General features: G+C 27.9%; 9 protein-coding genes. All 9 read left to right on the top strand.

The window, feature by feature from the left end:
- The first annotated feature begins 249 nt into the window (after positions 1 to 249).
- The 9 genes from Q0G30_RS02775 (at position 250) to Q0G30_RS02735 (ending at position 13,144) form a co-directional block, all read left to right on the top strand.
- Positions 250 to 648 (top strand): DUF6762 family protein, encoded by a 399-nt coding sequence (locus tag Q0G30_RS02775; protein WP_294386192.1) that lies wholly within the window; start codon positions 250 to 252, stop codon positions 646 to 648.
- A gap of 42 nt (positions 649 to 690) precedes the next feature.
- A complete protein-coding gene (gene pepF, locus Q0G30_RS02770; RefSeq protein ID WP_294386189.1) occupies positions 691 to 2,487 on the top strand; it encodes an oligoendopeptidase F in 1,797 nt (598 codons plus the stop codon).
- A gap of 2 nt (positions 2,488 to 2,489) precedes the next feature.
- Positions 2,490 to 3,470: a rhomboid family intramembrane serine protease gene (locus tag Q0G30_RS02765; protein ID WP_294386187.1), complete on the top strand. Its 981-nt coding sequence runs from the start codon at positions 2,490 to 2,492 to the stop codon at positions 3,468 to 3,470.
- 12 nt (positions 3,471 to 3,482) lie between these two features.
- Positions 3,483 to 4,112, top strand: coding sequence for a hypothetical protein (locus Q0G30_RS02760; protein WP_294386184.1), 630 nt, complete (start codon positions 3,483 to 3,485; stop codon positions 4,110 to 4,112).
- A gap of 185 nt (positions 4,113 to 4,297) precedes the next feature.
- Complete coding sequence (locus Q0G30_RS02755) at positions 4,298 to 4,825, top strand: phosphatase PAP2 family protein (protein ID WP_294386181.1); 528 nt, start codon at positions 4,298 to 4,300, stop codon at positions 4,823 to 4,825.
- Between the two features lie 65 nt (positions 4,826 to 4,890).
- The gene (locus Q0G30_RS02750) at positions 4,891 to 6,024 is read left to right on the top strand and encodes a glycosyltransferase (protein ID WP_294386178.1); all 1,134 of its coding nucleotides are present in this window, start codon (positions 4,891 to 4,893) and stop codon (positions 6,022 to 6,024) included.
- Positions 6,025 to 6,278: 254 nt separating this feature from the next.
- Positions 6,279 to 7,625, top strand: coding sequence for an NADP-specific glutamate dehydrogenase (gene gdhA / locus Q0G30_RS02745; RefSeq protein WP_294386176.1), 1,347 nt, complete (start codon positions 6,279 to 6,281; stop codon positions 7,623 to 7,625).
- A 633-nt stretch (positions 7,626 to 8,258) separates the two neighbouring features.
- Positions 8,259 to 10,208 (top strand): DNA topoisomerase IV subunit B, encoded by a 1,950-nt coding sequence (locus tag Q0G30_RS02740; RefSeq protein ID WP_294386174.1) that lies wholly within the window; start codon positions 8,259 to 8,261, stop codon positions 10,206 to 10,208.
- Between the two features lie 20 nt (positions 10,209 to 10,228).
- Positions 10,229 to 13,144 (top strand): DNA topoisomerase IV subunit A, encoded by a 2,916-nt coding sequence (locus Q0G30_RS02735; protein WP_294386173.1) that lies wholly within the window; start codon positions 10,229 to 10,231, stop codon positions 13,142 to 13,144.
- The last annotated feature ends 92 nt before the right edge of the window (positions 13,145 to 13,236 follow it).

Genomic DNA, 13,236 nt, shown 5'->3' with positions numbered 1-13,236 from the left:
TATAATTATATATTACCATATTGTGTAAATAAGTAAAGAAAATATTGTATATTTGGAATACTAACAATATAATTAAGATAAAACATTCTTTAATATAGAGTGTGAATTTTTAATAAATTTAAATAAATATTTTTAGCAAAATAATAAAGAATTTATAATTTTATTTGCTAACATTAAATTCATAAGATGAAATTCAGTTTATGAATAGAAAAATACAGATAGTGATAAGACGAAAAGGAGAATATTATTATGGATTATTCAAGCTTAATATTAATGGAAAGAGATAATGAAACAGGATTTGTAACCAAGGAACTTGGAAGTTATAAGGTTTCAGAAGGAGCAGAACATATAAAAGGTTTTTATGTTAAAGGAGATAATGTTTATATAAAATTTGATACAAATAAAGATGTTGAAGAATGGGAATACTCTGCAATATATGATGTATTTAATATGGAATTATTTGAAAATGAAGGGTTTGAAATTGAAGAAGTTGATGATGAGTATAATCCAACGTTTTTAATTAATTTTAAATATAAGGATGATCATGAATACATTGAAGAAAAGTTATCTCTTTCTATAGAGTTAATAGAAGAAGCTATGGAAAAAGCCTTTAATGATATTAAAGGTAAAGAAGAAGAGTATCAATAAAATAGAAAGGAGATGCCTATAGAGATAGGCTGAAGGTGGGCTATGGAAAGTAAGGTTTTAAAGAAAAGAGAGGAAATACAAGAGCAAGATAAATGGAGTATTAATGAAATATACTCTAGTGACGAAGTTTGGGAAAAAGAATATAAAGAATTACAAGAAGAAGCACCAAAACTTAAAGAGTTTGAAGGAAAACTTGGAGATGGAAAAACTTTAATAAGATATTTTGAAGTAAATGAAAAGGTATCAAGAAAGGCAGAAAAAATTTATGTTTATGCACATTTAAGATGTGATGAAGATACAAGTAATACAAAGTATCAAGCAATGATGAATAAAATTGATGCTTATATGGCTGAATATGCTACTTATACAGCTTATGTGGTACCAGAAATTTTATCTCTTCCTGATGGGACAATAGAAAAACAAATGGAAGAATTAAAAGAACTTGAGCCATATAAATTCTTATTAGAAAATATATTAAAGGAAAAACCACACGTATTAGATAAAAAAGAAGAAGAGTTACTTGCTGCAGCTTCAGATTGTTTAGATGCACCATCATCTATACATAATATTATGACAAATGCTGATATGAAGTTCGGTAATATTAAAGATGAAGATGGAGAAGAAGTTGAGTTAACAGAAGGAAACTATTCTTCATTTATTAAATCAAAGGATAGAGAAGTTAGAAAAGAAGCATTTAAGGGATTATTCAAAGAATATAAAGCTTTTGAAAATACATTAGCAACAACTCTTTCTAGTTCAATAAAAGTATTTAATTTTGGAGCTAAAGTAAGAAATTATAATAGTGCATTAGAAGCATCATTAAAACCAAATGATATTCCTTTAGAAGTTTATACTAATGCTATAAAAACTATAGATGATAATCTTTCATCACTTCATAGATATGTAGGCTTAAAGAAAAAGCTATTAGGACTTGATGAAATGCATATGTATGATTTATATGTGCCAGTAATTGAAATTCCTAAAGAGAGAGTAGAGTTTGATGATGCAGTAAAAATGGCAGTTGAAGGCTTACAACCTTTAGGGGAAGAATATTTAGATATATTCCAAGAAGGAATTAACGGTGGATGGATAGATAAATATATTAATAAGGGAAAACGTGGTGGGGCATATTCATGGGGTGGATATGATACTAAACCTTATGTTTTATTAAATTATAATTATGAACTTAATGATGTATCAACTTTAGTTCATGAAATGGGTCACTCAATTCATTCTTATTATTCAAGAAAAGAACAAAGTTACTATTATGCAGGTTATACATTATTCTGTGCAGAAGTTGCTTCAACTACTAATGAAGCATTACTAATTCATCATTTAATAAACAAAGAAACTGATAAAAAGAAAAAGCTATACTTAATAAATCAAGAATTGGAACAAATAAGAACAACTGTATTTAGACAATTAATGTTTGCAGAGTTTGAACTTTATACACATGAAAGCTTTGAAAAAGGTATTCCATTAACAGCAAAGGACTATAATGCAAAATGGCATGAATTAAATGTTAAATACTTTGGACCAGAAATGGTAGTTGATTCTGAAATTGATGTTGAATGGTCAAGAATACCACATTTCTATAGTGACTTCTATGTATATCAATATGCAACAGGATATGCAGCTGCATCTGCATTTGCTAAGAGTATATTAGACAAACAACCTAATGCAGTTGAAAAATATGTTGGATTCTTAAAGAGTGGCGGAAGTGATTATCCAATAGAAATTTTAAAGAAAGCAGGAGTAGATATGACAACATCTAAGCCATTAGAAGCAACTATTGATAGATTTAATGAATTATTAGATATGTTAGAGAAAGAAATTTAATTATGAACAAAGTAGAAAATACTTTATTTAGTGAGCTAACAAAGCAAGCTGGGTTTTATATAAAGGATTATTATAGTGAAACTTTAAAAGAGAATAAATGGATAGCTATAATGGAAAATGAAGATTTTATTTATGCTGTAGTAGTATGTAAAAATAATGAAGAAAATTTTATATATTATGAAGCAATGAGTTTTTTAGAAAAGGTATATTCTAAAAAAATATCCCTAAATATAGTTATATGTACAGAAGAAAGCTATGAATCATTAATTCAGCAAAGTTATAATAAATTAATTTATTCAGAAAAAGAAAAGCAAGTAGTTTACAGCGATAATAGCTGTAAACCACTTGTTTCTATACTTAATTATAGTATGGAAAAGCAAAAGACAAGTAATTTTAAAGTAAAATACAAAGAAAGCCTAGTTACGTATATATTAATATGTGTAAATATTTTAATTTTTATAATTACAGCTTTTTTATCTAAAAGTATATATAATATTAATTCATATACACTTATAGAATTAGGTGCTAAGGTAAATGTTTTAATTAATAATGGACAGCCTTGGAGGTTAATAACATGTACATTTTTACATGGTGGACTAGCACATATAGCATTTAATATGTATGCACTTAAAATTATTGGATCAGAAGTAGAATATGTATATGGAAAAATTAAATATATAGTTATATATTTAATTTCAGCTTTAGGGGGCAGTATATTTAGTTATTTATTTAATGCTAATTCAATAAGTGTAGGAGCATCAGGAGCAATATTTGGACTTTTAGGAGCTATGATTATTTTTGGAATAAGACATAAAAATAAAATTGGAAAAGCATATATAATAAACTTATTTAAAGTTTTACTCATAAATATATTTATAGGAGTTACACTAAGTAATATAGATAATGGTGCTCATATTGGTGGGTTAATATTTGGATGTATTTCCGCTTTAGCAGTAAAAGATAAAAAATATGGTAATTTATAAAGGAGTATGTTGATGAATTTATTAGAGGATAAGGCTTTAAGATTAAATTTAATATCAATGGTATTATTAGTTGTTACAGCAATATATGATTTTATTTTTAGGGGTGGAGAAAAGCTTTTTAGAATAGGATTAATGGCAGCTACTTTATGGATAATGTATTTTGTTTATAAAAAAACCTTTTTAAGAAAAGCAAGAATAAGTTTTTATTTGATTTATTCTTTTATTATTGGGGCAATGTATTTAGGAAATGTATTTGATTTTTATATAATTATTCCTATGTATGATAAAATATTGCATTTATTATCAGGACTTATTATTGGATTGATAGGATATATATTATTTTTACACGTAAGTAATGGAAATATAGATAATTCATTTAAAAGATATATGCCTATGTTATTTTCTATAATATTTTCCATAGCAGGTGCTGCAGTGTGGGAAATATGGGAATTTTCAACTGATCAATTGCTAGGATTTGCATCTCAAAATAATAGTTTGCATGACACTATGTGGGATATAATATGCGGAACCATTATGGGGATAGTTGCTAATGTTCCTATTTACTTATATTATATAAAAGGAAAAAAAATAAAATTTATTGAAAATATAAATAAACAAATAAATGAAAGTAAAAATAAGTAGAAATAGTATTACTATTTCTACTTATTTTTTATGGTTTTAAGAAAATATTAAGAAAATAGTAGATAAATGTTAATAAAGAATTAAGTTTCTATAATAAAATTGTTATATAATTAAGAGTATAATGAAAGAAAAGATAGAGTATGCAAAATACTAAAGATGGAAAAATAAAAATAGGAGAGTGGAGAATGTTTAATTTTTTTAAAACAATAGATAATAAGGGCTTAAAGTACATAAGTGAAAAATGTCAAAATAGAACATTTGATAAAATGATGCCAATTATAACTATGATGGGGAATTTAGGAGTAATATGGTTTGTTATATCAAGTTTAATGTTCTTAAAGGTTGAATATAGAATTATTGGTATAGGTGTTATTTTAGCAGTGGCACTAACTACAATAATTGGTGAAGGAATAATAAAACATATAGTTAGAAGAAGCAGACCATTTCAAGATAAAGAAGAAAAGTTATTGATAAATAAACCTATAACATACTCTTTTCCATCAGGGCATACAGCATCATCCTTTGCTGCTTTAGCAGTATTTTTACAAATGAATGGGAAGTTAGGATTAATAGTAAGTCCAATTGCAACATTAATTGCATTTTCAAGAGTATATTTAAAAGTACATTATCCAACGGATGTAATTTTTGGAATGCTTTTAGGATTTACTTGTGGTATAACTGTAGTTTCTTTTTTAGGGAGAATGGTTTTTTAATATTTAAAATTATGTGATATAATAGTAAATTGATTATAGAAATTATATTGTTAGGGGGACCTTAAATGAATATTCTTATTTTGTCAGCATCGACTGGTGGCGGACATATGAGGGCATCTAAAGCGATAGAGGGTTATATGACCCAAAAAAATAAAGATATAAATGTTAAAATAGTAGATAGTTTATTGTATATAAGTCCAATATTAAATAAAACAGTAACAAGTGGATATGTTTATTTAGCTACTAAGACTCCTAGATTATATGGAAAGCTATATGATTTAACTAATAAGGATCATAAGTTAGCTAACTTTGTAACTAGACTTAACAATATATTTGCAAATAAGTTATTACCGTTAATAGATGATTTTAAGCCAGACGTTATTATAACAACACATCCATTTCCAACTGAAATGGTATCAAGATTAAAGTCTAAAAGAGAAATAAATATACCATTAATATGTATAATGACTGATTATGCACCACATAAGGCATGGATAAATGATAAGGTAGATGCATATATTGTGGCTAATGATGATATGGTTGCTAAAATGGCTTCAGAGGGAGTAGATGCAAGATGTATTTATCCTTATGGAATACCTGTAGATGAAGTGTTTTTTGAAGAGAAAGAAAAACAATTAGTAATTGAAGAATTAGGTCTTAATAAAAACTTACCAACAATATTAATGATGGCAGGAAGTTTTGGAGTATCAAATGTTTTTGAGGTTTATGAAAATATAATCGATATAGATTTAGATTTTCAAATAATATTAGTTACAGGAAGAAATCAAAAGCTATATAAGCATTTTGAAGAAGTAATAGGTAATAGCCCTAAAAAAACAAAGCTTATATATTTTACAGATGAAATTAATAAATTTATGCAAGCATCAGACATAATAATTACAAAACCAGGAGGATTAACAGTTACAGAAGCATTAGCTTGTAATATTCCAATGGCAGTTTTTGATGCGATTCCAGGGCAAGAGGAAGAAAATGCAGAGTTTTTATTAAAGCATAATATGGCTGTAAGAATTAAAGATGGAAATAGCTGTAGAGAAGCTATTGTAGAATTATTAAAAGACGGTGAAAAACTAGAGGATATGAAGGAAGCTTGCAAATCTTTTGATAAAAATGATTCTACAAAAAATATATTTTTATTAATAAATGAATTAATAGAAAATAATAATATTATAAATAAATAATAATAGTATAAAGGTTATGTTGATTATAAATTACTTTTATTAAGTTAATAGAAAGTAGTTAAAAATTAATATAACTTTTTTGTTTTTTAAAATTAGCTTTTAAAATTACAAAAATAGTATTAATATATTAAGTAGGGTTAGGATGTTAATAAATAACTTATTAGGAATTTACTTATATAAGGGCTGTAATAGAATAAACTTATATATAAAACATCCTAGGAATAAAATAGTAATAAAGATAAGGGGGAAAACTTATGACAGGAAAAGAGTATGTTTTAAATGTTTTAGAACAAGTAGAAAAGAGAAATGAAAATGAAAGGGAGTTTTTAGATGCTGTAAAGGAAGTAGCAACTTCTTTAATTCCAGTATTCGATAAACATCCAGAGTATATTGAAGAGGGATTGTTAGAGAGAATTGTAGAGCCTGAGAGACAAATCATGTTTAGAGTTCCTTGGGTAGATGATAAAGGAAGAGTTCAGGTTAATAGAGGATATAGAATTCAATTTAACAGTGCTATAGGTCCTTATAAAGGTGGATTAAGATTCCATCCAACAGTTAATTCAAGCATAATTAAATTTTTAGGATTTGAGCAAATATTTAAGAATTCATTAACAGGACTACCTATTGGTGGGGGAAAAGGTGGTTCAGATTTTGATCCAAAAGGAAAATCAGATAGAGAAGTAATGAGATTCTGTCAAAGTTTTATGGCTGAATTATGTAAGCATATAGGGTTAGACACAGACGTACCAGCAGGAGATATTGGTGTTGGTGGTAGAGAAATTGGATATATGTATGGATATTATAAGAAAATTAGAAATGCTAATGATCAAGGTGTTTTAACAGGAAAAGGATTATCTTATGGTGGAAGTTTAACAAGAACTGAAGCAACAGGATATGGATTAGTGTACTTTACTGAAGAAATGATGAAAGATAATGGACTTTCTTTAGCAGGAAAAACTGTTGTAATTTCTGGTTCAGGAAATGTTGCTATATATGCAACTCAAAAAGCAACAGAATTAGGAGCTAAAGTTGTTGCATTAAGCGATTCAAATGGATATATTTATGATGAAAATGGAGTTAATCTTGAAGTTGTAAAGAACATTAAGGAAGTTAAGAGGGGAAGAATCAAAGAATATTTAGATTATGTTCCTTCAGCTAAATATTTTGAAGGTTGCAGAGGTATCTGGACTATAAAATGCGATGTAGCACTTCCTTGTGCAACTCAAGGTGAAATAGATGAAAAATCAGCTAAGATTTTAGTTGAAAATGGAACTAAGGTAGTAGCGGAAGGTGCTAATATGCCAAGTACATTAGAAGCTATTGAAGTATTCCAAAGTAATAAAGTGTTATTTGGACCAGCTAAGGCTGCAAATGCAGGTGGAGTTGCTTGCTCAGCTTTAGAAATGTCTCAAAATAGTATGAGAATGTCTTGGAGTTTTGAAGAAGTAGATGCTAAGCTTAAAAATATTATGATTAATATTTATAACAATTCAGCAGCTGCTGCAAAAGAATATGGTCAAGAAGGGAATATATTAATGGGAGCTAACATAGCAGGATTTAAGAAGGTTGCTGATGCTATGATGGCACAAGGTATAGTATAGTTAATTAGAGTTAATAGATTAGAAAATTGGGATTCAGTACAAAAATCAAATTACTTTATAGTTTAAATAATTATAAAGTAATTTGATTTTTTATTTTAATTGCATTATAAAAAATTAGAACTTTAAGTTTACGAATATACTTAAAATATCCATAAAATCAATAAATACAAGCAAAATAGCTTGTAAATTTAACCTTAGTGTAAAAATACTTACATATTCTAAAATGTGAGATAGACAGCACTTGACGACAGTCAACAATAGTAGTAAAAATTAACTTAGATAAACTTGTACCATTTGGTATATTGACCAAGAAGCTACCACTTCTATAAGTGGATAGTAGCTCACATAATGAGGATAACATATAAATAAGCTAGGTTTATTAAAAATGAAAGAAGAGGAAGCAAATATTTAGATAATAAAAGGATAAAAATCATTGAATTAATTATAATTAAATACCGTAATAATATAGGAATTTTAAGGGTATTTTTAAACATACTTTTAAATAAACACAAAAGTATGATAGAATTAGAAACGTTAATAAAGAACATTAGTTTGATTTTGATATTATGAAATTGTATAATTATATCTAAATTATTACTTAAATGTGAATAGGTTATAATTTTGGAGGTTTATATGAATAATGAAGTTAATAGTAAATATGATGTAACGGATTTGACATCTTTAGAGAAACTTGAACCAGTTAGAGTCAGACCTGGGATGTACATAGGATCTACAGGAACAAAGGGATTACATCATTGTATATGGGAGATATTAGATAACTCAATAGATGAAATATCTAATGGTTTTGGAGATAAAGCCACAATTATTATAAATAAAGATAAGAGTGTAACAGTTATAGATAATGGTAGAGGAATACCAACAGGTATCCATCCAATTAAGAAAAAATCAGGTGTTGAAATGGTATTTACCGAATTACATACTGGTGGTAAATTTGATAATAAAAACTATAAAACATCAGGAGGGCTTCATGGAGTTGGAGCTGCAGTAGTTAATGCGTTATCAAAATGGCTAGAAGTAGAAGTTCATCAAAATGGGAATATATATAAACAAAGATTTGAATATGCCTATGATAAAGAGCTAAAAAAAGATATGCCAGGAACTGCAGTTACATCTTTAGAGATTGTGGGAAAAGCTAAAGATACAGGAACTAGAGTTACATTTAAGCCAGATGGAGATATTTTTTCCACAACAGATTTTAAATTTGATATTATAGATGAAAGATTACAAGAGCTTGCATTCCAAAATAAAGGGATACATCTTGAGCTTATAGATAAAAGAAAAGATGAAGAAGTTAAAAAGGAATATTATTCTGAAAGAGGTTTACTTGACTTTATAGATTACTTAAATGAAAGTAAAACAACTATTCATCCTACACCAATTCTTTTTGAAGGTGAAAGATCAATAAATAATATTTCTATGTATGGTGAAGTTTGTATGCAATTTACAGATTCAACTACTGAATATATTGCAAGTTATGTTAATAATATTCCTACTACGGAAGCAGGAACTCATGAGTCAGGATTTAAAACAGGTATGACAAGAGCTTTTAAGGAATGGGCAAAGAAGTTAGGGCTTATTAAAGAAAAAGATAAAGAGTTTGAAGGCGATGACTTAAGAGAAGGAATGACAGCTATAGTAAGAATTAAGATTACTAATGCTGTATTTGAAGGTCAAACAAAAACTAAACTTGGAAGTTCAGAAGCGTATACTATGATGAATGATTTGGCATATACTAAGCTTTGTGAATGGATAGAGGATAATAAAGAAGTTGCAACAAGTCTTATAAATAATGCTCTTGCTGCAGCTCAAAGAAGAGAAAAAATTAAAAAGATAAATGAAGCTGAGAAGAAAAAAATAGGTAAAGGAACAGCACCACTTGCTGGTAAAGTTGCAGTATGTACATTAAAAGATAATACTGTAAATGAATTTATAGTAGTTGAGGGAGATTCTGCTGGTGGTTCAGCAAAACAAGCTAGAGATAGAAGATTCCAGACTATAATGCCTTCAAAGGGTAAAATAATGAATACAGAAAAGCAAAAGCTTGAAAATGTACTAGCATCTGAAGAACTTAAAATATTTAATACAGCTATAGGAACTGGAACTTTAGATAATTATAAGGAAGAAGATTTAAAGTACGATAAAATTATAATAATGAGTGATGCTGACGTTGATGGATTCCATATTAGAACTTTATGGATGACTTATATTTATAGATATATGAGACCACTTATTGCAAATGGTCATCTTTATTTAGCACAACCACCTTTATACAAAGTTTATAAAGTTGTAAAAGGTAAGGAAGTATCAAAATATGCATATAGTGATGAAGAATTAGAAAAAGTTAAAAAAGAAATAGGAAAAGGAGCATTAATCCAAAGATATAAAGGTCTTGGAGAAATGAACCCAGATCAACTTTGGGATACTACCTTAAATCCAGAAACTAGAACTCTTTTCCAAGTTACTATTGAAGATGCAGCTAAGGCAGAAAAAATGGTATCGCTTTTAATGGGTGATGTTGTTGAGCCAAGAAAAAATTATATGTATAAGTATGCAGAGTTTTAGAATTAGAAAGGAGTTTTATTATGGCTAAGAAGGGACATGACATTCCAAGAGATAATAATATATTAAGAATACCCCTTGAAGAGGCTATGCCGGACAACTATCTTCCATATGCTGTTGAGGTTGCAAAGGATAGAGCTCTTCCAGATGTAAGAGATGGTTTAAAGCCAGTTCATAGAAGAATACTTTATGGAGCGTATCTTTTAAAAGCTTTTCCTGATAGACCTTATTATAAAAGTGCAAGAATAGTTGGAGATGTACTTGGTAAATTCCATCCACATGGTGATTCATCAGTTTATGATGCAATGGTACTTATGGCGCAAGACTTTTCAACTAGAGAACCTTTATTTGATGGTCATGGTAACTTTGGATCTATGGATGGTGATGGAGCAGCTGCCATGCGTTATACAGAAGCTAGATTATCTAAAATAGCTATGGAAATGCTTAGAGATATAGATAAGGAGACAGTTGAGATGGTTCCTAACTATTCAGATAGTGAAATGGAACCTAAGGTACTGCCTGCAAGATATCCAAACCTTTTAGTAAATGGAACATTTGGTATTGCTGTTGGACTTGCAACTAATATACCACCGCATAATCTAGGAGAAGTTACTGATGGGGTACTTGCTTATATAGATAATCCAGAAATAACAACTAAAGAACTTATGGAGTATATTAAGGCGCCAGATTTACCTACAGGTGGTGTTCTTATAGGTAAGAATTCTTTATTGTCTGCTTATGAAACTGGAGAAGGAAAAGTTACATTAAGAGCAAAAACTAATATAGAAAAACTTGAAAATGGAAGATATGGAATAGTAATTACTGAATTCCCTTATAGAAGAAATAAATCAAAAATACTTCAAACAATATCAGAAATGACTGGTGATAAGAGGCATCAAAAGGCTTTAGAAGCAATTACTGATATTAGAGATGAATCAGATAGAAGTGGTATTAGAGCTGTTGTAGAGCTTAAAAAGGCAGCAGATTATGATACAGCAGATAAGATATTAAAATACTTGTTTAAGAAAACAGATTTACAATGTAATATAAGTTTTAATATGGTGGCACTTGCAAATGGTAAACCACAAACTATGGGATTAAAGACTATAATAATGCATTATGTTAACCATCAAAAGGATATAGTTACAAAGAGAACTATAAAAGAACTTATGATAGCAGAAAAAAGATTCCATATAGTTGAAGGTTTTATTAAAGCAATTGATGTTTTAGATGAAATTATTAAAACTATTAGAGAGTCAAAATCTAAAAAAGATGCAGGTATAAATTTAATCGAAAAGTTTGGGTTTACAGAGATTCAAGCAGAAGCAATATTAGAACTTATGCTTTATAGATTAACAGGACTTGAAATAAAGGTATTCCAAAAAGAGTATGCAGAACTTGAAAAAACTATAAAGAAATTAAGAAAAATATTAGCACATGAAAATGAACTTTTAAAAGTTATAAAGTCTGAATTAAAAGAGATAACTGATAGATTTAGAAATCCAAGAAGAACTATGATAGTAGAGGATGATAGTGAGGCTAAGATTGATTTAGATGAACTTATTGTAGTTGAAGATGTAATGATTACTTTATCTAAAGATGGATTTATAAAGAGAATTCCAGTAAAAACTTATCAAAGATCAAATGCTAAAGCTGAAGATATAGAATATAGAGAAGGTGATGAACTTAAATTCTTATTTAAGTCTAATACTACAGAAAATATTCTGTTATTTACTGATAAGGGAAATATGTATCAGGTTAAGGGTATAAATATTCCAGAAGGTAAATGGAAAGAAAAAGGTGAAAGAGTAGATTCAATAATTAAGACATTAAATTTAGAAGATGAAAATATTGTAGAAGCATTCTCTGTTGGAGTATTAGATGGAAGTAAGAGTGTTCAATTTATAACTAATAGAGGTATAATAAAGAAGAGTACTTTAGATAAATTCCAAACTAGTTATAGTAAAATTCAAGCACTAAAATTAAAAGACAATGAATATGTATTAAATATAATACTGCTAGATAATGAAGAAGAAAAGCAATTCTTAGAAGTAAAAACTAAATTAGGATTAAAGTTTAGCTTGGAGTTACCTAAAGTAGAAGATACACCAAGAAATATTTTAGGAACTCAATTATTTAATTTAATTGAAAATGACGAAATTATAAATGTAGAATACGTAGATGAATTTGAATTTATGACATTTAGTGTTGGAATAACCGCAAAGGGGACTTTAAAAGGATTTGCAAAAGCAAAAGCTAATGATAGACTAAAAGTTACTACAGATTCTTTAAGTACATTATTACTGTTTACTAGTAAGGGTAATATGTATAAAGTACCATCATTCTTAATTTCTAATGTTATTAAAGAGGAAATTGCATTAGAAAATATAATTGAGGGATATTCTAAAAAAGAAAAGATAATAGACGTATATTCAATTAAGAAGTTTGATGAAAGAAGTATGGTTTATTTCTTTACTAAAAAGGGTATGATAAAGAAGACCTCTCTTAATGAGTATGATATAAATTACTCTTTATGCCAAGCATATAAATTAAAATATGAAAATGATGAAGTTATTTCTGTATGTATAGAAGAAAATGATGGAGAAATATTAATTGTAACTAAGAAGGGTATGGCAATAAGATTCTTAAGTGAAGGTGTAAACACTATGGGAAGAATTGCATCAGGTGTTACTGGAATAAGTTTAAAAGAAGATGATGAAGCAATTTCAGGTAGTGTAATTTGTACAATAAAGAATGATATGGATGAAATAGCCATAGATGATAATAATATAGATAAAGAAATTATCTTAGTAACAAAAAATAAAGATAAAAAAATAATAGAATTAAATAATATTAGAATTCAAAATAGAGCAGGACGAGGAACTAATATTATGGTTATTAATTTAGATGATGAAATAGCAGAAGTACAATATAGTTAGGAATTTTAAGTTAGTAATTATTTAATAAAAATCATAACTACTATATTAAAGCCATTAGCTATAAATTAAAAATTAATTTAAAGGGGTGTATA

This window comes from uncultured Clostridium sp. (assembly GCF_934754925.1).
GTDB lineage: Bacteria > Bacillota > Clostridia > Clostridiales > Clostridiaceae > Clostridium.
This window is presented reverse-complemented; position numbering and strand designations above follow the sequence as displayed.

Bases quoted from the DNA above. Each gene is read 5' to 3' on its own strand.
- Q0G30_RS02750 (WP_294386178.1), top strand. From the start codon at position 4,891: ATGAATATTCTTATTTTGTCAGCATCGACTGGTGGCGGACATATGAGG.
- Q0G30_RS02760 (WP_294386184.1), top strand. From the start codon at position 3,483: ATGAATTTATTAGAGGATAAGGCTTTAAGATTAAATTTAATATCAATG.
- Q0G30_RS02755 (WP_294386181.1), top strand. From the start codon at position 4,298: ATGTTTAATTTTTTTAAAACAATAGATAATAAGGGCTTAAAGTACATA.
- Q0G30_RS02765 (WP_294386187.1), top strand. From the start codon at position 2,490: ATGAACAAAGTAGAAAATACTTTATTTAGTGAGCTAACAAAGCAAGCT.
- pepF (WP_294386189.1), top strand. From the start codon at position 691: ATGGAAAGTAAGGTTTTAAAGAAAAGAGAGGAAATACAAGAGCAAGAT.
- Q0G30_RS02735 (WP_294386173.1), top strand. From the start codon at position 10,229: ATGGCTAAGAAGGGACATGACATTCCAAGAGATAATAATATATTAAGA.
- Q0G30_RS02775 (WP_294386192.1), top strand. From the start codon at position 250: ATGGATTATTCAAGCTTAATATTAATGGAAAGAGATAATGAAACAGGA.
- Q0G30_RS02740 (WP_294386174.1), top strand. From the start codon at position 8,259: ATGAATAATGAAGTTAATAGTAAATATGATGTAACGGATTTGACATCT.
- gdhA (WP_294386176.1), top strand. From the start codon at position 6,279: ATGACAGGAAAAGAGTATGTTTTAAATGTTTTAGAACAAGTAGAAAAG.